This is a genomic window from Chryseobacterium glaciei (assembly GCF_001648155.1).
GTDB lineage: Bacteria > Bacteroidota > Bacteroidia > Flavobacteriales > Weeksellaceae > Chryseobacterium > Chryseobacterium glaciei.
The window spans coordinates 80,340-104,340 of the sequence record NZ_CP015199.1; the positions used below are offsets into that span (position 1 = coordinate 80,340).

The 24,001-nt window shown below is 33.9% G+C and carries 17 protein-coding genes and 1 pseudogene; 5 read left to right on the forward strand and 13 right to left on the reverse strand.

Annotated elements, in window-relative coordinates; translation table 11 throughout:
* Position 1: 1 nt before the first annotated feature.
* Complete coding sequence (locus tag A0O34_RS00305; RefSeq protein WP_066749977.1) at positions 2-2,338, reverse strand: TonB-dependent receptor; 2,337 nt, start codon at positions 2,336-2,338, stop codon at positions 2-4.
* Between the two features lie 429 nt (positions 2,339-2,767).
* On the opposite strand from A0O34_RS00305, the gene A0O34_RS00310 reads away from it, so the two are divergent.
* The 5 genes from A0O34_RS00310 (at position 2,768) to A0O34_RS00325 (ending at position 7,239) form a co-directional block, all read left to right on the forward strand.
* Positions 2,768-3,127, forward strand: a complete 360-nt coding sequence (locus A0O34_RS00310; protein ID WP_066749980.1) for a prevent-host-death protein — start codon at positions 2,768-2,770, stop codon at positions 3,125-3,127.
* A gap of 114 nt (positions 3,128-3,241) precedes the next feature.
* Positions 3,242-3,628 (forward strand): hypothetical protein, encoded by a 387-nt coding sequence (locus A0O34_RS00315; protein WP_157885921.1) that lies wholly within the window; start codon positions 3,242-3,244, stop codon positions 3,626-3,628.
* Between the two features lie 19 nt (positions 3,629-3,647).
* Positions 3,648-3,779, forward strand: coding sequence for a hypothetical protein (locus A0O34_RS22730; RefSeq protein ID WP_257737074.1), 132 nt, complete (start codon positions 3,648-3,650; stop codon positions 3,777-3,779).
* 496 nt (positions 3,780-4,275) lie between these two features.
* Positions 4,276-5,463, forward strand: coding sequence for an FAD-dependent oxidoreductase (locus A0O34_RS00320; RefSeq protein WP_066749986.1), 1,188 nt, complete (start codon positions 4,276-4,278; stop codon positions 5,461-5,463).
* Positions 5,464-5,475: 12 nt separating this feature from the next.
* On the forward strand, positions 5,476-7,239 hold the full coding sequence (locus tag A0O34_RS00325; protein ID WP_066749989.1) for a flavin monoamine oxidase family protein: 1,764 nt from the start codon (positions 5,476-5,478) through the stop codon (positions 7,237-7,239).
* A gap of 598 nt (positions 7,240-7,837) precedes the next feature.
* Here A0O34_RS00325 and A0O34_RS00330 read toward each other — a convergent pair.
* The 12 genes and pseudogenes from A0O34_RS00330 to A0O34_RS00390 form a co-directional block, all read right to left on the reverse strand.
* On the reverse strand, positions 7,838-9,115 hold the full coding sequence (locus tag A0O34_RS00330) for an autotransporter outer membrane beta-barrel domain-containing protein (RefSeq protein ID WP_157885922.1): 1,278 nt from the start codon (positions 9,113-9,115) through the stop codon (positions 7,838-7,840).
* A 479-nt stretch (positions 9,116-9,594) separates the two neighbouring features.
* Positions 9,595-9,870 (reverse strand): hypothetical protein, encoded by a 276-nt coding sequence (locus A0O34_RS00335; protein WP_066749993.1) that lies wholly within the window; start codon positions 9,868-9,870, stop codon positions 9,595-9,597.
* A 59-nt stretch (positions 9,871-9,929) separates the two neighbouring features.
* Positions 9,930-10,637, reverse strand: coding sequence for a hypothetical protein (locus A0O34_RS00340; RefSeq protein WP_066749995.1), 708 nt, complete (start codon positions 10,635-10,637; stop codon positions 9,930-9,932).
* Between the two features lie 196 nt (positions 10,638-10,833).
* Complete coding sequence (locus A0O34_RS00345; RefSeq protein WP_066749997.1) at positions 10,834-11,463, reverse strand: hypothetical protein; 630 nt, start codon at positions 11,461-11,463, stop codon at positions 10,834-10,836.
* A 50-nt stretch (positions 11,464-11,513) separates the two neighbouring features.
* Positions 11,514-11,852: a helix-turn-helix domain-containing protein gene (locus tag A0O34_RS00350; protein WP_335617687.1), complete on the reverse strand. Its 339-nt coding sequence runs from the start codon at positions 11,850-11,852 to the stop codon at positions 11,514-11,516.
* 327 nt (positions 11,853-12,179) lie between these two features.
* On the reverse strand, positions 12,180-13,610 hold the full coding sequence (locus A0O34_RS00355) for a helix-turn-helix transcriptional regulator (protein ID WP_066749999.1): 1,431 nt from the start codon (positions 13,608-13,610) through the stop codon (positions 12,180-12,182).
* Between the two features lie 1,577 nt (positions 13,611-15,187).
* Positions 15,188-15,591, reverse strand: a pseudogene (locus A0O34_RS22770) (hypothetical protein).
* A gap of 93 nt (positions 15,592-15,684) precedes the next feature.
* Positions 15,685-17,046: a S41 family peptidase gene (locus A0O34_RS00370; protein ID WP_157885924.1), complete on the reverse strand. Its 1,362-nt coding sequence runs from the start codon at positions 17,044-17,046 to the stop codon at positions 15,685-15,687.
* A 4-nt stretch (positions 17,047-17,050) separates the two neighbouring features.
* Complete coding sequence (locus A0O34_RS00375; protein WP_066750005.1) at positions 17,051-17,791, reverse strand: hypothetical protein; 741 nt, start codon at positions 17,789-17,791, stop codon at positions 17,051-17,053.
* Between the two features lie 286 nt (positions 17,792-18,077).
* A complete protein-coding gene (locus tag A0O34_RS00380) occupies positions 18,078-18,992 on the reverse strand; it encodes a T9SS-dependent choice-of-anchor J family protein (protein ID WP_066759374.1) in 915 nt (304 codons plus the stop codon).
* Positions 18,993-19,068: 76 nt separating this feature from the next.
* Entirely contained in the window at positions 19,069-20,367 is a 1,299-nt protein-coding gene (locus tag A0O34_RS00385) for a hypothetical protein (protein WP_066750007.1), read from the reverse strand.
* Between the two features lie 302 nt (positions 20,368-20,669).
* A complete protein-coding gene (locus tag A0O34_RS00390; RefSeq protein WP_066750010.1) occupies positions 20,670-23,960 on the reverse strand; it encodes a TonB-dependent receptor in 3,291 nt (1,096 codons plus the stop codon).
* Positions 23,961-24,001 lie beyond the last annotated feature (41 nt).

A 24,001-nucleotide genomic window follows, 5' to 3' on the forward strand; every position in this document is an offset into this window, starting at 1 on the left:
TTTAAAATTTGAAATTGTAAGTGATGTTTGGTACCCAACGGAATAACGAAGTCTGCATAGCGCGGGTTGTTCCCGGATTGTTCGGATTATCTTCAAAAGTAATCGTGTAGGCATTTTCGCGACCGTACACATTATAAATTCCGAATGACCAAGAGCCTTTGAAACGTTTTGTAGATTCCGGCTCATAGGTTGCGCTCAGATCCATTCTGTGATAGGCAGGCATTCTGTCTGCATTTCGGTTGCTGTACTGGAAAATTGTTTGTCCGTTCAACTCATATTTTCCGGTTGGGAAAGTCACCGCATTTCCTGTGCTGTAAAGGAATAATCCTGAAAGTGACCATTTTTTACTCAACTCATAGGTTGCAACGATGGAAAGATCGTGGGTTTTATCCATTCTGGCGTTGTACCATTCATTATCGTTGATGCCGTCTATTTTTCTTTCTGTTTTTGATAAAGTATAGGAAATCCAGCCTGTCAGTTTACCGCTTTTCTTTTTAGCAATTAATTCTAAACCATAAGCTCTTCCTTTACCGAAAAGTAACTCACTTTCAACGTCTGCAGCGGTATCAAATGAGATTTGAGCCCCATTTTTAAAGTCGATCTGATTTTGCATTGATTTGTAATAAACCTCAGCATTAATCTCATAATTATTGTTATTGAAATTTCTGCTATAGCCTAAACTTACCTGATCTGCAATTTCAGGTTTTACGCTGTAACTACTTCCAATCCATTGATCTGTAGGATTTCCACTGCTGCTGTTACTCAACAAATGTAAATTCTGTGTGTTTCTGGAATACCCTCCTTTTACACTACTCAACTCATTAATACGGTAGTTTGCCGTAATACGCGGTTCAAGATTTACATATGTTTTCCCGAATTTTCCTTTTTCTAAAAACCTGCTGTCTGTGAGAACTCCGTTTTCATAACTATTAAACGTATCACCTCCTAAAACACTGAAACCGGAAAGTCTTAACCCATAATTAACGGTCAGTTTTTCGGTTGCTTTAAAATCATCATTGATATAGACTGCATTTTCCCATGAAGATCTAGGATTTCTAGGAAAACTGCTCACACTTGTCCCCGAAGCACTGCTTGGTGTAATCGTATGATAGATAGACTGTAAACCAAAACGCACCGAATGTTTATTCCCTGCAAACCATGTGAAATCCTGTTTAAGATTCCAGTCTTCGATCTGAGAATCTAGTCCGAATGTATTGTCGTTGCTTTTTAAACTTACTTTATAATTGTAGTTGCTGTAAATTAAAGACGTGTTGGAGAATAATTTACTATTAATAATACTATTCCAACGAAGTGTTGCCGTCGTATTTCCCCAATCTGTTGAAAAAGTATCGCCTAATCCCAAGACATCTCTTCCAAAATATCCTGATAAATAAAGACGGTTATTTTCGTTAACCTGATAATTTGCTTTTAAATTAAGATCATAAAAATACAGTTTGCTGTCTTTAAAATCGTCGGTTGATTTCAAAAATAAATCAGCGTACGTTCTTCTTCCAGAAACAATGAATGATGATTTTTCCTTTTGAATCGGGCCTTCAACGCTCAATCTGCTGCTTATTAAACCGATTCCTCCGTTGACGTTGTAATCTTTATTATTTCCGTCCTTCATTTTAACATCCATCACGGAAGAAAGACGTCCGCCATACTGTGCAGGGCTGTTTCCTTTGATGATACTTGCATCTTTTAGTGCATCACTGTTGAAAGTACTGAAAAATCCAAGTAAGTGTGAAGCGTTATAAACAGGTGCTTCATCCAACAATATTAAATTCTGATCGGTTGCACCTCCTCTTACACTAAATCCGCTGCTTCCTTCACCGTTACTTTTAATTCCCGGTAAAAGCTGGATTGTCTTCATCACATCTTTTTCACCAAATAAGACCGGCAGTTTTTCTATATTTTTGATGCTCAACGTTTCCGTACCCATTTGAGCGGTCGAAAGGTTTTTATCTTTTTTAACCCCGGAAATAATAACCTCATCGATATTTGCTGTTCTTTCCTGTTTTTCTTCCTGAAATAAAGGAAGATCCAATTTAATATTTTGATCAACTTTTATATTCTGTTCAAAATCTTTGTAACCCGGATAAGAAATGATCATTCTGTAATCACCCTCCGGCAGGGATAAAGAATAGAATCCGTATTCATTGGCCACCACATTGATCGATGGATCTTCCGCTACTTTTACGGTCACTCCGATCAGTAATTCGCCGTTTTTTTGGTCTTTTACAGTTCCGCTTACCGAGTATTTCTGCTGGGCTACAGCTAAAGTACTGAAACAGAGCGCAGCCGAAGCAGCCGCGATTTTAAAAAAAGATGTTTGCATTCAGTTTATTATTTAATGTAGTAGAATTTTTTTAATATTAATAAAGTTTATTGATGTTAATTAAATAGATGAAATAGGAAATTAATTGAACAAAAAAGAACTAAAAAACAGTCATTTTTTCTCATTAATAGGCCTATTCTAGGATATTTCACTGCAAAGATAAATATCAACTTGGAATAAAAACTCTTTGATGTCGAAATTATTGCCTTTGTACTGATAAAAAGTGAATATAAAATTTTATGTTATTTCTGGATTTTATTGATTTAATACAAATTATATATATATGATTCTATAATCCAATGTTTTTATTGTGATTTTAAAGAGTAATTTTTGTTTATCCTAAAGCCCATACAAATTTTCAATTATTTAAATTAGATATTTTATTTTGTTTTTTTTTTACTTCTACCTAAATTTGTAAAAAATAAATTAATGAATTATAAACTTGAGCTCAATACGCAGGAACCTAACTCTAATATTGTTTTCAATACAATCGTATTCGAGTCATTCAAGGTAAATGTAGTCGAAAGGTATGTCGGAAAGATGCGTTTCGCTCCAAAATTATGTCATGCTTTGTTTAAAATCAGGACTTTGGAGAATGAACTCATCGAAACCAGAGACGGGAATTTAAGGGTGAAAATTAAAGATGATAATTTTGAAACTTACCAGAAATTGATAAATGTATTAAATTCTTACGATTATAAAAACAAACTGATCAACAGAAAAGATGCAGATCAGGATTATGTTCATTTCATTTTAGGTTTAGTAATCGCTAATTATGATCTTAATTAAATAATATTTTATTTCATAACAGTATACTAGAATATATTTTCTTAGTATATTGATGCTATGGATATTAGTGCTGTTTATTGTAAGAATAATTATTTAGTCATTGAAAATAATTTTATGTTGGAGAAGATTGATAGTAAATCTTTTGACGACATTATAATCTTTCATGAATATCCTACACGGAAATATAAGATTTTTATGTTTTTCACTAATCCTGTACAATATGAACCCCAAAAGGGATTTATTAATAAAATCATTTGCTCCATTTTTAATCATAACAACAATCCTTACGAAATAAAAAGGGTTTATTATGACCATGATATCGAGGTTTTACTTCCAATCCTTAAACAATGTTTACCGGATGCACAGATTCCAGATCTAAAAAACAGTCTGTTTTGGAGAACAGAAGAAGATAAAAATTCTGTTCCCAAAACAAAATTGGTTTACAGTAAAGATAAACTTTCATTAACAGATGTTTTCAGAAAGCATAAAATGATGAAATAATTTCATGTATCTTAAAGCTATGAAAAATATAGTTTTAATTGTTTCAGTTTTTGCCGAAATTCTTACCTATTCGCAGCAAAAACAGCATCCTTTTGTGCAAGTACGAGAAGAATTGGGCGATCTTAATAAAGCAAGAAGAAAATCACTTTAAACCCCTTGCCTACTATTCAAACTCTTAGAAAATTTGATCATCAATTGGAGTAAACTTATTTAAAATTGATTCGGTTGGTAAATCGCAAAGGCGCAAATTATAACTAAAACACTGTTGTAAGGCACAAGGATTTTATCTGCGATAAAATTTGTACTGTTTATACTTAACGTTTTCTGAAAATCTTCGATTTTCTTGCGCCTTAAAAGCAATATGGAGATCAAAAACCTTTGCGATTTACCAACAAAAAGCATTTTCCTTTTGCATCTTCTCTCATGCGCTCTTTCTATCGAACTTCATTAAGTATTTCTACTTAAAGCTGTAATTCATTATTTCTACTCTACCACATTTTCTGCCTTCTTTGTTACTTTGAAATACATAGTAAAGACAACAATAATGTGCTTGAAAATCCCTGCACATGAGGATTTAGATTTAATCTTTGAAATATTGTCTTCTTTACTTGTTTCAAAAACAGCATAAAACCTAAAAACAAATAACCATGAATACTGAAAACTACGACGTAATTGTTATTGGCGGAGGAGCAATAGGTCTTGCAACGGCCTACCATCTCGGCAAACGCAAGGCAAAGACGTTGGTTCTTGAGCAGTTTACTTTTGTGAATCAACTTGGAAGTTCAGCAGGAGTATCGCGCCAATTCCGAATCCCCTATCCTGACGAATATATGGTGCAGATGGCTTTAGATGCACAGCCTTATTGGGATGAGCTACAAAAAGAAACTGAAACTTCATTGCTTGACAAAGTGGGTACACTTTGGTTTGGAGATCCTGAAGTACATTCCACCGAAGGAAATATAGCTGAAGCTGAAAAAGCCTTAAAAGCTTTAAATGTTCCTTACACTACCCTAACCGCAAAGGAAATTGAAGATCAATATCATTTTAGAAATTTACCTGAAAATTATACGGGATTATTTCAGCCGGATGGTGCCAGCATCAATTTTAAAGCGACGATTGAAACGCTTTTAAGTTTATGTAAAAAAGAAGAAACAGTTGAATTGAGAGAGGATTCCCCTGTACTTGAAATCAAACAAAATGGTGAACTTTTTGAAATCACTACTCCGAACGGAATTTATATTGCTAAAAAGCTGGCGATTATTCCAGGGCCGTACATCAACAGCGTAATCAACTTGTTAGATTTTAAAATAGAAGCCACGTATTGGAATATGTCTTCCGCTTATTTCAAAAAAACTGACCCTAGCATACAATATCCGACATGGTTTGTTTTCCAGAATCCTGTAGGAAAAAATGGGAATGAATTTTATGGTTTCCCATCAGTCTCTTGGGATCATCCGGAATATATTCGTGTGGCGCCAGATTTTGTTATCAATCCTTTAGAAGAGCCTAGTGACAGAACTTTAATTCCAAATCCACAAGAACTTGCCTACACTTCTGAATGGATAAAAGAGCACATGACAGGCCTAAGTACAGAACCTGAATATACTTCAACATGTCTTATTGCTTTGAGTACGATACCCAACAAAGAATTGTTGATTGATTTTGCCCCAAAGTACGTTCCCAATTATAAAAACATTGTGGTTTACGCCACCGGATGGGCCGCAAAATTCACTCCATTTTTAGGTAAAATCATGTCTGATCTTGCCTTAGATGGACATACGGATTTCGATATTTCTCATTTCCAATTAGGACGTAAATTCTTTAAAGCCATTTAAAACTATTACACCATGAATAAAAACACCCCATTAAATCCAGGAATGCATCCTGATTTAAAAATTGAAGTCGCTATTATCGGTGCCGGAACTTCCGGTTTATACACCGCGTACCGTTTAGTAACGGATAAAAAATTCACTGCCGACCAAGTACAGATTTTCGATATGAATAATAAGCTTGGCGGAAGACTGGAATCTGTAGTTATGCCCGGAATGAATTTCTGGGGCGAATTGGGAGGTATGCGTTACCTGACCTCTCAGGAAATTGTAACAACATTAATTGAAGGTTATCCCCTTTCTGAAGCAAATCCAGATAAGCGTATTCCCGTTTTGAAAGATAAAATGACGTCCGTCCCATTTCCGATGGGCGATCCTACAAAATTATTAATGTATCTTCGAAAAGAACGTTTCAAACAAGATGCTTGGGATGTGGCTCAAAAAGAAGGTAAAAAACTGGAAACCAGATATTATTTGAATGATGATGATTATGGTTTCAGTTCAGATCAGCTTTTTAACAAGATTATTTATGATGTTTTAATGGCAGATCCTTGGGTAGCTAAAAAATACGGAGATAAGATCATTAAAGGTGATACGATCTACGATTACAGCTTTAAATTAACAAGCAAAGACTGGGATGATATCAAACCTAAATTGGTCTATAATTTCCCTAATTCTCCTTACGATCAGCGTAAAGTAAATGATTTAGGATTTTGGAATTTAATTAAAGATCAAGTTTCGCAGGAAGGATACGAATTTGTAGCCAATGCGGGCGGATATTACTCAAATACAATCAATTGGAACTCAGCGGAAGCCTTTCCTTATATGGTTGGAGATTTTTCTGCAGGAACAATTTACAAAACCATAGAAGAAGGTTATGACAGCATTGCGTATGCAGTCGCCAATTCTTATATGGATCATGATGGAGCCTGTATTTGGTCTGAAAATAAGCTACTTACATTCACCAAAGATCATTCTTTAAAAGATACTCATAAATATCAACTGACTTTTCTCAATCTGAAAACCAACACAACATGGAATGTTTATGCAAATAAGCTAATTCTTGCCATGCCTAGAAAATCTCTTGAGCTTTTGGATCAGAATAATTTCTTTTTTGATATTAATGAAAATTCAGTGATCAATAAAAATATCCGTTCGGTGATTATGGAACCTGCGTTTAAAATTTTAATGGGCTTCCAATACCCTTGGTGGAAAGAATTAAAAATTGATTCCGGGCATTCTATTACCGATTTACCAATGAGACAATGTTATTATTTCGGAACAGATCCTGAGACCAATAACTCAATGCTGTTGGGAAGTTACGGAGATATGGAAACCGAGACTTTCTGGAAAGCATTAACTGATGACAAGCTACTTTTTGAAGTAAAACCCGCTAAATCTGCATCATTGAAAGAACTTCATCAACTGGATGATGTTCAGGCTACTCAATTAATGGTGGATGAATTAATGAATCAACTTAGAGAACTTCACGGTCCGGATATTACGATCCCAGATCCTTACGTAACCTATTTTAAAGATTGGACAGATGAACCCTTCGGCGCAGGATATCACGCATGGAAAGCCGGATATTCGGTTGAAAATGTGATGCCTTACATGAGAAAACCTGTATCTGATGAGCAAATTCATATTATCGGAGAAGCTTATTCTGATCAGCAAGGCTGGGTGGAAGGTGCTTTCTGTGAAGCCGAGAAAATGCTTCAGGAACATTTTGGAATGCATCGCCCGATTTGGTTGAGCCCTGATTATTATTTAGGATGGTAGATCAAAAAGGTAGATTATAAAACAAATAAAGCCAGTTCATTTTTAATGATGAGCTGGCTTTTGTTTAAAAATATCTGTTCTTTACTAACTAACAGAAATCATTATACACTTCATTTTAGTTTTCTACTATATCGCAATACAAAATACATATAATTAAAATTTGAAAAATAAGGAAGGGAGAATAAATGGATATTGTTCAAAAGGTTTCAGTGCATCGTCATGACCTAGCATCATTGGTAAATCTGTAATGTTAAATACCATAATGACTATCAGCAACGCTTTGCTTCCTTTGAAATACCACCAACAGAATATTCCGTACATTAACTCAAACACAAAATTCAAAAGTGGATAATCTATAAATCCTAATCCCCAAACAGATTTGTCTGAAAACGGTGAAAGCCGAATATCTTTTCGTGAAATACATGATTAATTGCATACATAATCTCTGATTTATTTTATTAATTTTTTAGGTAACAATATACTTAAATGAACTGTATGTAAAAATTATTGATTTTGCTCTTAAACTATATATTATTACCAATATTTTTTATGTATTTTTTAGAAAGCCAAACGTAAAAGGCACCAATTCTCTTACAGACTATAATTTAATCCTAATTTCTCCAGTTGTCGTTTTATATAGCTTGCCTGATGCCAAACCACCGGCTGCCGCTAAAGAATCATTATTATATGATGGAAGCGAGCTAAAATCAAAATCCGTTGCAGAAAGTGAAGCGGTAGTTACGGTTTTTAAAACACCTGTTGCGTCAGCTACTACGATTTTATCTGTTGCTGTACCTGTTTTCAAGCCTTCGAAACGGACAGGGTCTGTAGTCCCTCCTTTAATATGTAAAGTATTTGTGGGAATGAAGGCTGTACCTAAGCCTATCTTACCATTATCTCCAAAAATCCAGTTGCCAATATTTAGTTGATTTGATCCGGTTTGTGAAACTTTTGCGACTGCATTTCTTCCTATCAGAATATTATCGCTACCTGATCTTAGGTTATTACCAGAATTGTAACCTAATCCGATATTACCCAAACTATTAGTATCACCAACAAAATTTCCAAGTGCATTAGAACCTATACCAACATTTCCAGTTCCAATAATCTGACTTGTTAATGCTTCTGCACCCACCGCAACATTTAAAATTCCTGTAGTATTTTGTCCCAGCGTCCAGATTCCACCTATTGCCGTATTGTAATTTCCTGTAGTATTAGAATTAAGTGCAGCACCTCCTATTGCCAGGTTATATTCCCCATCTGTATTTTCTGCGAGAGCAGAACCTCCCAACACTATATTGTAACTTCCTGTTGTATTTTTACCACCACTTCCATCACTAGATTCTGTATTAATTACCAAATTACCATTTCCACTTGTATTTGATTGAAGCGCAGAGCTACCAATACCAATATTGTCTTTTCCGGTAGTATTCGATTTTAAAACATCCTTACCCAAAGCGATATTGTTTGTACCTGTACCTACACTTGTTCCATTACTGCCAATTCCGGCATCTTGTGTAATATGGCTACTACCTACAACCCTTAAATCTACTGTCATTTTTTGCCAGATATTTCCATCAAAATAGAAATAGCCTAATGCTGTTACATTTATCGTTTTGGCAGTTGTGTCGGTTGGCGCTAATATTTCGGTAACATAGACGATTGCTCCTGTTTGCAGCAAGGTATAATTTGCATCTTTTGCTTTTAGTTCTGTGCCTTTCAATCTTGGTGCGATAAATCCATCGGTTTTGCTCAGATCTGACGGAATTGCCGTCACATCAAACGTAGCATTAGGTGTTGCTGTATTTATACCCACCTGCGAATATGTGGCTCCGCCAATCATAAGGGCGAGTAAGAGAAAATAATTTTTTTTCATTTTGATAAGGGTTTTATAAGGAGATATTGTATTTTAATAACAAAAGCTTGTGTCTTTGATTAATTTTAGAAGTAAGTTATTAATCATTGTGCTTGTTATATAATTTGATTTTTACAGCTATTTGACACAAATCTGAGAGGGAGATTATTATCTTACTTATGCTGCCACAAAACTCTTAATTTTCATTTTCCCCTCAAAAAAAAAATCTATTACATAGGTGTTACAGCAAAAAAAACGCACCAAAATTTAATTAAATAAGCTGCAATATTATTATATTTTGATAAGTAAAAAAAGACAATATAAATATTGAATTACGCTAAATATTCAAATGTAATATCCGTGTCATATTTGATATTATATCTGTTTTTGCTTAAAAAAACAATCTTATATTCTTTATCATTTTTTTCAAGAATATGAGATTGATATACAGAAAGAAACCCCTTCAGAATTCTTACCTGAAGAGGAAATCTTTTCAAATTTTAGTTTTGTCCGCCAGTACCTCCTGTTGGATTTGAAGGAGTTGTAGGACAGCTTTTTGAATAAACTGCTTTTGAACTGCTTATTGCACAGCAAAGAAAGTATTTTGTTGTTACTTTATAGGTAACTGTACAAGATCCTTCTTTCTCTGTTACATAAGATATTTTATAACAAAAGAAGTTTGCTTCTTCTGGTTCTGCAAATTTTACTGTGTTTGCGCTCATCATTGAAGTACCGAATGTTGCAAGTAACATACCTGCCAAAATAGTTTTTTTCATCGTAAATTGAAATTTAAAAATTAATAATTAGTTTAAAATATTTTTTGCAAAAAAATTTTCTAGTATAAAGCCACGGCCTGGAACTTCGTTCCCTGGCCTCCTCCACCTTGTCGACATGTGATGTATGGGTTACAAGTACCCTCCAGTTTAATGGTGTGAGTTCCGGCAGTCAGTTTTACAAAAGCACTGCCTGTATTAAAGAAAATACCTTTAAGAGCTTCTGCACTGGTGCCTGTTCCGGTACCTACAGAAGAATTGGTGTATATATTTGTAGATTTTACTACAATTATATTATCAACCACCAAATGTGTTCTCAACATTTTGGAACCTCCATCTGTAGGAGCAACACCAGTACCATATTTAAAGACATCCCAGATAGGAACAGCAAAATTAATCTGTACCAAAGCATCTTTTGTAAGAGTAATTGTCTGGCTTTGGATCATACCCGGTGTTCTGGCATCATCTCCATTAGGATTACTGTCGCTAATACCGACGTCTGTAATTGGAGTAAGATCAAACAGAACTTCATAAGAATTAGATGAAATAGCATTTGCTGGTACAGATTTTAATGCACCATTGGCATCTGCAACTACTATTTTATCTACACTGGAATTAAAAGTATTGGGAAGAAGATTTCTTACCCTAGCTGTTCCATTAACGTCTAATGTGTTTGTAGGAGTGCTTGTGTTTACACCTACCAGTCCGGTCTGTGCATTGATCATTACTGATGCTATCGCAACAGCAACAGTGAAACATTTTTTTTTCATTTGTAAGATTTATAATTGTGTTTAATTTGTGTTTTTGATTGAATGAATTGTTATAATATTAGATAAAATAGTTTTTTCTACTTTGCTATAGTATTTCTGCTTAATTTAAATGAAGCGCCAAGCGAGAATTAATAACGATTTTATAATAATCTTTTTGAAGGATAAAAATTAATTCATATAAAATTGCGAAGTATATTTATTCTAATCTTGTTAGAGTTACTCTATAGCTTCTACTGACATTCCCGTTATTCGTAACATTTATTGTCCCAGCAGACGGCATTGTTAGTGTATAATTAAGAGCAGTACTATCACCTCCATCTTGACAGACTGGCTTGCCTGTCCAAGTAGTAGTTGTAGTATTTTTATTTGGTTCTCCAAAAGTAGGCCCTTTAGTAGCACTAGGACTAAGAAGTCCTGTAACTCCCCTAATAGTAAAACTTCCATTAAAAGAATAATTAATCATAAGATACTCAGCAACAGCAACATAAACACATCCATCTGAATCAATAACAATCACTTTATAAATACCTTGAGCTACCCCGGTAATTAATGTTCCGGTAGCACCACTTGCGACAGTAACCGAATTTGAAGTAAGTTCCCCATAAACAGCAGAAGGAGATGCTTTTACCAAAACCCCATTAGTATCAGAATACACAGGAGTAACAGCTGTTGATCCTGCTACAGGAATAATCGTTCTTACTCTTGTATTACCATTTACATCTAATGTATTTGTAGGAGCACTTGTGTTTACACCCACAAGCCCAGTCTGTGCATTGATCATTACTGATGCTATGGCAACAGCAACAGTGAAACATTTTCTTTTCATTTGTAAGATTTATAATTGTGTTTAATTTGTGTTTTTGATTGAATGAATTATCAGAGTATTGGATAAAATAGTTTCTTCCACTTAGCGATCGTATTTCGGCTTAGTTGAAAATGTATTGATAATTGAGAATTATTAAGTTTATTTTTAATCTGATATTCCAAAATTTCGTGAATTGCTGAGATATCATAAGATTTATGTCTCTGATTGGATAAAGAAATTTCTTTATTTTTAACATCAAATAATAAGGAATTAAGTTTTATAATATCTAAAAATGATAATTCCTGCTTGCTCAATATCGGATTACATTGTTCTCTTTTTTCCGGATACTTTCTTGCTATAATATCGTTGTAGATTTTTTTGTAATCTGGAGATCCTATTTTTTGCATCATGTGTTTTTTAGAACTTACTTAATTTTAAAATCTGATTTTGATTTTGCCTAAATTGTCTTTATCCCTATTTGACATTTTATTGAAAAAATTAATCCAAGAAATAATCATCTTGTTACTATTTTTTGACACTGCAAATTTGCTCTTTCTGCTCTTTCCTTCAAAGAAAACACACCTTACTTAGCTATGACAATCAAGAAAAAACTGAATGAGATAGTTATGTAATACCTATCACGACGTATAAAAATCTGTAATAGATATATTTTAAAACTCTCATTATCAAACATTTAAAACTAAGCGATAACTCATAAAACTACTGAAAGTAAGATGTTATTTATTATTGATGTTTTTCATCCAGATATAAATATCTTCATCGGAAGAAATATTCAACTTTTTTCTCAATCTGTTTTTTCTGGTTTGTATAGATTGAGGCTGTACAAATGTGTAAGCAGCTATATCTTTAGCAGAAAAATTCAGAAATAATAATGCACAGAACTTTAATTCTGTATTGATGAGCTGAGGTTCAATTTCTAACAGTTTTGGGAAAAACTCAGGATAAACTTCCTGAAATCTTGTAAGGAACTCAGGATCATTGTTTTTAGCTAATTGTACCACTTCATCAAAAGCAACGTTCAGTTTTTGACTTAATTCTTTTGTCTCCTGTACTTTTACATCTAAAATTCTGTTTTTTTTGCGCATTCTTTTTACGACTAAAAAGATAAAAATAACCAAGCCTAAAATTCCAACCCAGATACTGTAGAGTAAAAATTTATTTTTTTCTTTTATTTTGTTTTCCTTTTTTGTGACTAGTTCTTTTACTGTATTTTCAATTTCGGGTTGTTTAACATTTATTAAACTGTCGGTAATCAAAGTATATTTTTGGTGATATTCTCTGGCAGAATTTTCATCGCCGGCCTGTTTATAAACTTTGGAAACAGCGTCATAGAGCCATCGCACCTGTATAACATTTTTACCTTTTTTAGATAATTGGATAGCCTTATGATAATTAAGGATGGCCGAATCATACTCCTTTTTATGTTCATTAATTAAGCCTTTTATTTTATATAATTTAAAATTGCTGTTCCCAAGTACCTTTATTGATTGAGCTTCCAATGGTTTAAGCTTCATTTCTGCAGAATCAAATCTTTTTTCTTCAATATCAATTTCTATTAACGCCAGAGTATACCATAATAACATGGCCTTTAATTTGGGCGTCAATTTTTTTTCATGTCGTAAAATATCAGTTCCTTTCTGGATGTAGAATCTGGATGAATCTAATTGATTTCTAGTTTTATATACCGTTCCTATTTCGCAAAAAGCATAAGATTTATGATATATTCTTACTGAATCAATCGGAACTTCGTCAGACAATATGGTGATTTCTTTAAACTCAGAGATCGCTTCCTGATAAAGTCCCATATTAAAATAGTTAAAGCCCAACGTATTTTTAACTAAAATCTGAAAGTCGGAATTATTCTGAGCATATTCGGTATTTTCTGCCAGTTTTAAAAATTCCATCCCTTTTTTGTAATTCTTTGCGTATGAATAACCGTTAGAGAGATTTAGATATCCTACTGCAATTCCTTTAGAATAGCTGATTGTTTTAGACTCTTTCAGTAAGAGCATGTTTTTTTTAATGTACTCATCGTACTTACCTTCTCTGGCTAAAATTTCGGTCTTATCGAACTCTAAGTCAATATATTTGGTCGAAATTTGTTGTCCAGACAATAGAATGGAAAAAAATAAAATAAAAAGTTTCATTTTGTGTTAATTATTTATAAATATAAAAGTAAAATATTCCTAAATAGTAATTGAAATTGAAATTATCATACTAAATTAACAATATTATCATTATATCTAGATTAAATAATTCAAAATTATGTTTACATATTTCAAAAAATCATGATTGATTTATTTTGGGGGCAATAATAAAAATTTACATGTTATAAATTCGTTTAAATACATATTACACAGATATGACATTTTGAGTTTTTAACATTTTTGAGCATTTTTTTCTATCTAAAAACAATACGCTTTCTCAATCAAATAACAATAAATGATTATTCTTTTCTATAAATAATAAGTAAGGAGGTTGTGTCACATATAAGTAAAGCCCTATTTTTTGTATTTTCTAAAAATAAAAGCTTAAAATTGAACTTTCCTGTTTTTAAATTCTTAATAAAAAACAAAAAAGCTAAAATCCATACAAACAAACACAATAACAAATAAAAAACTACCTATCAACACATTACAAACATGTAACACCCGTGTCATACGTGATAATTTGCAAAAACCTGATCTTCTAATGTAATATTGCCGAGTCAAATTTTATAAATATTGGGTAAAAAAATTTGAAGATTCTAAACACACAAATAAGTCGAAAATTAGTTATACAGGGTAATACTGCCCTGTATAAAATGAAGAGACAAAAAGAAGAATTAAAATTAATCTCGTGTTTTCTGAAACTTCATATTTACTCGATAATGACCATCATCATTTTATTTTCTCAAATATGATTTTTAAGAATATTCATATCGGCAAATTAGTACAAACAAGAGTCAGTGAAACAGATTTTTCGGTAGAAAGAATCATCAATTTTTTACAATGCGACGAAGAAGATCTAGAAAAAATGTATAATAGTGCCTCTCTGGATTCAGAAATACTTCTAAAGTGGAGTAAATTATTAAAATATGATTTCTTTAGGATGTATTCACAACATCTTTTATTATACTCTCCTCCATCTTCTGTTACTTATAATGAGACAAAGAATCAGAAAACAGAGCTCCCTGAATTTAGAAAAAATATATATTCAGTTGAAATTATAGACTTCATCCTAGGCCTATTAAGGACTAACGAAAAATCAAAACAACAAATAATAAGTGAATACAAAATACCTAAAACTACACTATATAAATGGTTGAAAAAATATTAGCGAAAAAATTTAACCCTACAACAAAGAGTATTTGCTAATATGAATAATTGATAAACAAGTTTTTTTATTATTAGATTCGGTGAGAATACTATTTTACTACTCACCGAATTGCTTTTCCCCCAGTTAAAATTTTACAATTTTTAATTATATTTTTAATACAAAAAGCCTTTAAATAGTATTATTTAAAGGCTTTTGAAGTTATTCAATTTGAGAAGAGCGGGACTCTCACTTATTACTTTAATATACATCAGTTTTACTTAAATAATTATCATTATATGGACTATTATTGTCTGTAGTACTACTCATTGTAATGATTTTCAATGTTATACAAATAAAACCTGTTGTGCATTTAGGTTAAGCTAATTTTTGTTTTGTTTAGACTTCTTTTAAAGACAAAAAACTTTATCTACTGAATCATTGTAAAAGAAGTAATTTTAGAAGCAATTCTTGCTACTAAGCCTAGAAACATTTTAGCAAAATTGAGATTGATTGAAAATTGTCCTCCCAATTGAGAGATTGTAGTTTCAATTGACTGCGTCGAACTACCTCGTTAGGTTTCTCGTATTCGTTCAATAAAAAAAGATTTCTTTTCCTTTTATTATAAACACTTTGTTCAATTTTATCATCCAAACCAGCTCCAGGAATACATCTAAACAGCTTTAATTCAGAATTTATTGACATATATTCTGCGGTGATGTTAAAGACAACAAGCTCCAGGTCAAAAAGTTTTGGAATTCTAATTTGTTTTATAGATTTGATATGACCACAAGATTTTGTCAATTCTTTTAAAATAATTTTGAATAAGATCATCCACTTCTTTAATAGATTGGTAGTCAATTAAATATAAGATTTATTTAACCAAATGATTTTTTTTATTCTTTACTAAATGCACAACGGGTCTATTTATCTTCTAACATCAACAAATGGTTTATCACTTTCAAATAAAACTTCTCCGTTTTGATCCGAAGTTGATTTATATATTGCTGATTTTGAATAAATTTTATTTAAAGCCGATGAAAGCAGGGTTTCATTAGAATCACCCAACGGCAAAAGCGGCAAGGCTATGTATTCATTTACCATAATTTGCGGAGAAATTCCGTTGCTGTAACCTCCTTCCCCATTGGCATTGAAAACTTTATAAATAACAGGATGAATCTGCCATGTGACCTTTTTAGGTTTTCGTTTATCTTCAATGGCAAAACCTGCCATGTCTTTTCCTAATGTAACCTGGCCAATCTGAGTCACTTGCAGATAAGGTTTTAAATTATTAATAACAATTTCCGAAGCCGAAGCTGTGTTGTTTGAAGTAAGAATATAAACTTTATTCAAACCTAATGCATTGGCGTGAAGCGTATTAAAATCAAGTGCATTGGGATCGTATGCAATTTGTTGTGCAAATGTTCTTTTTACTTCGCCCCCGTTTTTATTTCCTTTATAGGTAATAAATTGTGAATTGGCTGTTATCCCCGACGGAATCAGCGAACAAAGCGCTGCCGCAGACGAAACCGAACCACCATAATTGTACCGAAGATCAAGAATTAATTCCTGTACTCCTGCAGCTTTAAATTCGATAAACTTTTGATTCAAAGTCTGTGTCATCCCATCCGGAAAGTCGTAAATGTAAAGATATCCGGTCTTTTTACCGTTTTCTTCAAAAATTTTAGACATCACCGACTGTTCAAAGGAATATCCGTAATAAACGGTTATATTTTTTTCATTAACAATTGTATTATTTTGCCAGTCTCCAACGGTCAATTCAAAAACGGTCTGATTAGGAATTGATGAGGTTAACTGCTCCGCATTAGAAGCTGTGATCAGTGTTCCGTTGATTTTTTTGATCATCATTCCTCTTTTTAATCCAGCATTCATGGCAGGTGAATTATTAAGAACGAGTTTTATGACCGTCACTACGTCGCCATTTCCCAACTGTAAAATAGCATAGTCAAAACCGTACATATTGCGGATAGAACGCGGATAGGTAGAAGAATCCTGTGTATCAACAATATAGGAAAAACGATCCTGCGGCGACAGTAAACTCTGAAAAAAGTCTTTGACAGAAAGATGGTAATCCGGTTTTGCAGGCATCTGATCTGCCCAATAATAATAGCGTTTCATGCTGTCCTGAACCCAGACATTTTTATATTCCGTGCTGCCTTCCGGAAAATCGGGAATTCCTTCATCTGCGTCTCTGCACGATACAAAACTGATGCCTATTACTAAAATAAGCAATACACGAAATTGTAAAAAACTCTTGATTTTTTTCATCGTTTTATAGATAATCTGCTACGTCTATATCACCTTTTACGACCAATACTCCGTTCTCCATTTTTTCCTGAAGGACAATCATATTGGCGCCAATATCCTGTTTTACTTTCACCTGAATAAGTCCGGAACCTGCGTAAGGTTCTGTCGTTCCGGGTTTGTATAATTCCAAATACACCGGAGCCGTTGTGCTGAAAAAATTATAGATTTTCACAGCGGTAAAATTATCTTTTCCGATATTTTCAAATTCTGCCAGAACTACTCCGTTTTCCCTTTTCAGAACGCCTTTAACATCATTTAAAGAAGAGCCTGAGAATTCTCCCAAATTCGGGAAAATAAACTCAAAACCTACTTTTCCTAGATTAACTTGAGGTTTAACGGCATAAGTTTTAAGGAAAATTCCGGGAAGATTAAAGAAGCTCAGATTTTTATAATCTCCTGCATTGTTGTAATTTATATTGTATTTCGCTATTTGAGCGCCTGTTTCATTATTGTAGATTGCCAATTCATCAGTTTCGCCTTTATCCAGCACAAACTGAAGCTGTGTTTCTATTTTATCGCTGTAAGAAAATTTTCCGTTAATAGATATCGGTGATCCGTTAAGTCTTAATTGAAGAATATCCGGTTTAGAAAATCCTTTAATATTGACTTCCGCAGGTTTTTGAGCTTTATCATATACCTCTAATGTATCGTTATCGGTACAGGAAAATAGTAATGTAAATAGTATCAGTGTTATGATATTTTTCATCTATATTATTTTAAACTATAAAAAATTTAAACTTAAAAAATTGCCCTACCCAAGAAGCAGGGCAATGGATTATAAAAAAAAACTAAATTGGATGTTTGTAACTAAATTTTATATATAAGCTGTTTGACAGGGTTATTTATTTTTAAAATTTTCATGGTTTTTAAAAACATCTTAGTGTTTAAAAGGAAAATTGGTTATTTTTTTGAATGTCCGCTTTTAGTAATAACATTTTTAACGCGAAGAGCGCAAAGATTTCTTTAATTATTTCAAATTGCGGCTCATCACATTATTTTTTGATAAACTTCAGCTTTTCTGATGTGTTTCCGTCAGAAACCTCAGCAAAATAAATACCTGCAGAAAGCGCTGAAACATTCATGGTTTTCGAATATTTAGTCATTAAAACTTTTTGTCCTGCCATGTTGTAAATTGAAACCGTAGTGGTATTTTCTTTTAATTTCGGATTAAGCTGTAGTTGTAGAGAATTTGTTACAGGATTTTCCATTATTTTGGTTAAGTTTTTAACTTCTTTTACATCTTTTGTGTTTAAAACTGAAGAATAAATAGAAATCTCATCAATATTGATATTCTGAGAATTAGGAGCCGAACCAGATGATATTCTGTTTGACCATAAACCGATGTAAATCTTTTTTCCTGCAAAAGCCGAAATATTAACTAAAGATTCAGCAAACTGAGTAAGATCTGTTGGTAAAGTTGCACTGGCACTAAATCTATATGTTGCCCCACCTGCATTTTGTGCATCTGTTGCCAATTGTTGAAAATCAGACAATTCAGGCACTTGTTTTTGAGGGGTGCTCACAAAAATATAAATATCTCTGCTTACACTTGTATGGGTAGATCTTTGTCTTCCGATATAACCTGCCAATGTGATAGTTCCTCCCGCTCCTGTAAGATCGATCTCAGGTGAAATGATCCAATCATTTTCGGCTGCAAATCCGGTTGCATTTCCGCTGGGCACCAAGTTGATCGAATGACGTAGAACTCCAGAAGTTCCGTACGTCAAAGCTGTCCCGTTGTAATAAATATTTGGTCCTTGAAGCCATTTGTTTCCATTTCCGTTTAGATCATGGAAAGTCCATCCCTGTAGAGAAGCAGGTGTGTCAAATGTATTACTCCAAACAAGATATTGTGCAAATATTGCTTGTGATAATAATAGAATAGATAATAAAATTAATTTTTTCATAATACCAATTATTAAAGTTTTTTTGTTTGTAATAAAAGCAGGGAATGGCAATAATACCATCCCTGCATTTAAGAAATTATTCTTGGATTGAGAAGTCATATTTTGTCCAGATACCTGTGAAATCACCACAATTTCTTGGAGATATATTCCATGCAGCTACGTTGTAGAATGGCTGAGAAATACCAAAAAGAGCAGCAGATGATGTGTTAGATATATTTGTAATTGCTGCGGTACCTACTCCTGTTACAGGAGTTGTAAATCCGTGTACGAAGATTGAACTATAAGTAGATGCAGAAGATAATTCAGAACCTGAACCTTCTACTCTGATACCTGTAGGATATCCTGTAATTACAGCATCATTTAAAGTTAATCTACCGTTTCTTCTGATGTGGATACCGTTTTCATACGTTGATCCTATTCCCGGAGTAAGTACATTTGTGTTTGTTCCTACGATTGTAAGATTATTAACAATAGGATGTGTAAGTAATGCAGTTGCAGTACCTGTTGCATTGTTATCTAATTCAATACCGTTAGTATCAGAAGCACCACCACTTGTAGTGTGTGAAGAACTAGTATCTGCCAAAGCCAATGCGCAAGTAATTGTACCTGTGTAACCATTGTCAAAGTCAAAGTTATCATCTTCTGCTGCAAAAGATACCAAGTTAGTCGCGTTTACAGTACCTCCGAAGAATTCGAAAGAATCATCCTGACCGTAAGAAACCTGGATATGATCTAAAGTAGTACCGCTTCCAACACCCCCCAAAGTTAAAGCATTAACTTCGTTACCAGAGTTAGCACCAGCGAAATCGTAACCAGCGAACTCGATACGAACATATTTCATGATCCCTGCACTATGATTAGAGACAGTACCTCCAAACTGAAAATCTTCTCCCGATAACCCCTCTACAGTAGTGGTAGTTGGTGCGTTTGTAGGAGCAGTCCCCAATAAAACTACACCTCCGAAATCTCCTGCTTCAGCAGTAGTAGATTCTTCTCCGTCCAGCAAATTGTAGCTAGTAAAGATAATTGGCTGAGATGCTGTACCAGTCGCATCAATTGAACCTGTTTTTGTAATGATTAAAACACCTCTACCTTCTCCGGCAGCGTTTGGTTTAGCTTTAATAAATGTTCCAGGTAAGATTGTTAATTTAGCACCGTTTTTCACAGCAATATTACCATCAAGTTCTATCACTCCACTCCAAGTAGTACTCGTAGTAATATCTGCATTAACAGTAGTAACAGGAAGAGCTGAAGCCGTGATATACTCAGCAGACGCTGACTGCATACCAAATGGAGATGAAGAATCTGCTAATGAATCATGTTGACAAGCTGTAAGCGATAAAGCAGCAGCTGCGATTAGAGTTAATTTTTTCATTGTTATAAATTTTTGTGGTCAGGTAGGTTGTTTATGTTTCGGACCTGATGTTTTTATATTAGAAATACCCACCTCTGTATTTCTGCGATTTGGTTAATTTTTTTCGACTTCTGCAATGTATAAGGTGACACATTACGAAGTTTCCCGATTTGTCTAAGCCAGTGTCCGAGAAAAACGACTGACCTCCGGTTTTTGCCTGAATCTTTACTGTTGTTGCGCATCATCAGTAATACTATCAATTCATTCTCAGGTTACCGAAACCTGTACATTGCTGAGCTCTTTTCTTCTATTTTTTTAATGATTTAAAATGTGTAATTCACACTTAAACCAAATATTCTTCCGCTATAGGCACGAAACAAGATCTTATCAATATTCTTGTCGTATTTATCGGTAGCACCCGGCAAAAGCTCCCACATTTCTCTGTCTGTTTGTGAAGCACCACCCTTTGCCACCGAATAAGAATTAAAATTGTTGTAATATTCTTTCACCCTGTTAAAAAGATTCCTGACATTGAATTTTACTTCTAAATTCTTATCTCTTAATAATTTATAGGATATCTGTGCATCTGCTACTGCGTAAGCGCGCTGTATTTCTTCTCCGTTATAGGCATATCCCACTGTGATGTACTGATCGCCTTTGGCATTGTATAAAAAACTTAATCCTAAACGCTCACCGTCATACATCAACCCTAAATTATAAGCATAAGGAGTCTGCCCGTAAAGCGGTCTGTCTACTTCATAGGTATCATCTGCATCTGTTGTTTTTTCCCTGTTTTTAAAAGAGATAACCTTGGTATCGTTGTAGGTAAAATTTCCACTTATAAAAAGTTTTTCAAGAAAGGAATCTGTTGCAATGAAGCCTAAATTTTTTCTTACTTCTGCTTCAAATCCTTTAAGCTTTGCATTTTTTGAGTTTCCGTTATAAAGGAATAAGTTTCCTTCGTTGGAGATAAATCCTTCACGCTCAATCGGTCGGTCGATATTTTTGTAATACAATCCTGCTGAAAAAATTTCACCTAATCCCGGAAACCATTCAAATTTAAAATCATAATTATTGACCACGGATGATACCATTTCTGTATTGAAAATCAATCCGTTTGCTATCGGATCAAAATAGGGCAAACCTGTTCTTTCATTAAACTGAGGACGAATTACCGTTCTGTTATACGCCAGTCTTACATTAATTTTATTGGTCGGACTATACGTAAAGTTGGCAGAGGGCATAAATTGCCAAGGTTTATCTTCTACAGCGGGCTTATTTACATTTTGCGGATCATCCGGATCTATTTGTTGAGAAATCAAACTATATTTAAAATATTCTGCTCTTAATCCCCATACAATCCTGAATTTACTTTTCCAACGATTATCAAACATGATATATCCGGCATGCTGATCCACTTCACCTTCATACTTTTCGTTTTCATAAAGCGGTCTTGTTTGCCATCCGATTCCTCCCGGTACGTAATGTGAGCCGTCGAACCAGTCAGAAAGTGCTCCATCCAATGTGAGTATATTATTTCCGGTCACCTTTTCATCCACCCTCAGCAAAAATTTCTGCTGGATATTCGTATTACTCTTTGATGCACCGGCGTATCCAACTTTTATATCATTTTTAAAACTTTCGCCATTAATATTCCATTTAAATGATGCTCCGTAATTGTAATCTGTCTGCTTGTTTTCAATATAACCTCTTGCAAAATCACTCGAGGAATTATATATTTGGTGATATGCCTGTATCTCATTTCCAATAAAATTATAAAGCGTAGGATGCATTGTATAATCTTTGGTATCGGATGAAACTCCTGTTCGCGCGAAAAACCAATCAATATCTACATTTCCTATTTTGTGGTTTCCTTCCAGTTTATTTTGTAAAAGAGTCTGATAAATAGGATAATTTGTATTATCTGTGTAAGGTTTGTCTAAAGATTTGATCTGTGAAGGATCATTATTGGGTATAATTCCGTGATAAAAATAATTGTATGACAATTCTGCATTACTCGGCAAACCGCTTCCCGATGTATATTCGTTCCAACCGGTGATTCTGGTAAGCGTGTTGTCATAAATATGCGTATAAGAATTACGGAAAGAGATTCTGTTTTTCCCCAATTGCAACCCGAAGTTCAACATTCCGGCAACCGTAGAATTATAGGTGTAAGAAGCTCCCTGATTTTTAAAATTATAAAATTTTACAGGGGTTTGTTGATAATCAGGATCTGCTGGATTGGTAAGATAAGTTGTATCCAGCCAGTTTCCTCTTCCTGTGTGTTCTATGTCTAATTTATTTTGTTCGTTTCTAATCGTTAACGCTCCGGCTAATCCCCATTTATTATTATTTTTAAGCTGAAAAGTCCTTCCTAAAGCCAGTTGCATATTTGAACCTAAATCTGCTTTTGTTGCATAATTGGTAAAATTATCATTCACAAACTGTTTCGACTGTTCAAAAAACAGAGGATTCTCCCAGTTCATTGCTTTAAGACCTTTTGGAAAATCTCTTGTTCCATCGTCATATCCCAAATAATCGTATTGTCCGCGCTGACGAGTCAGAAATTCCTTAAATGTAGAAATATCATTGTAAGAAGTCCCGACAGTTACCGTTGTAAAATCCTGATTAGGAATATCTTTAGTTTTTATTTCAACATAACCTCCTGCAAAACTGGCATTCATGTCCGGTGTAGCGGTTTTGCTTACGATCACGCTTTCCACCATCGCGGTAGGAATAATATCGAACGAGAAATTTTGATTGTAAGCTTCCGTGCTTGGAAGGCTGATTCCGTCCATTGCTGCGGTATTCCAGCGCTCTCCCATCGAACGGACAACCACATATTTATTGTCAATAGTAGTAATTCCCGTTACTCTTTTCAACGTTCCTCCGACATCGCTGTCAGGTGTTTTGGAGATTTGTTCGGCAGAAATTCCGTCGCTCATTTGTGCGGCTTTTTTCTGTAAAGCCAATAATCCAGCTTGGGTATCGGCTTTACGAACTCCCGTGATCACGACTTCTTTGATTTCAGTTATTTTATCTGAAATCGGCTTCATCGCAAATGAAACATTATTCGTTTCGCTATTGCTTACCGACAGTTTTTCTACTCGTAACGCATTGAATTTCGATGCTTTAATCGAAAGAGTATATACTCCGGAAGGTAAATCAATGGCAAAATCACCATTATTATCTGTTGTTATCGTTTTTCCGGCAATCGTTATTTGCGCCCCAACTACGGGATTTCCCACTTCATCAACAATCTTTCCGGAAATTCGCCCGTTTCCCAATACAGAAACATTGGAACCTTCATATTTTATTGAAATAAGATCTCCACGCAAACGAAAAACTACCGGAAGACCTTCTGTAATGTCTTTCAGGCAATTGCTTACAGGAACATTTTCACATTTTACCCCTTTTACTTTTAATTCTTTAATATCCGCTTTAGAATATGCGAGTCTTGTGCCTGTTTTCGTGGCAAATTCTTCCAAAACTTCAATCAACGGTTTGCTTGCAGGAACAGAAAATGATACTTTTTGTACTAATTCCTGCGCCTCTACTGCTGTTACAGTAAAAAACATCGCCGCGATTGTAAAACTACATTTCAAACTTTTCATCCTCTTTTTTAATTAAAATTTTTCTTATTATTTGTTTTTTG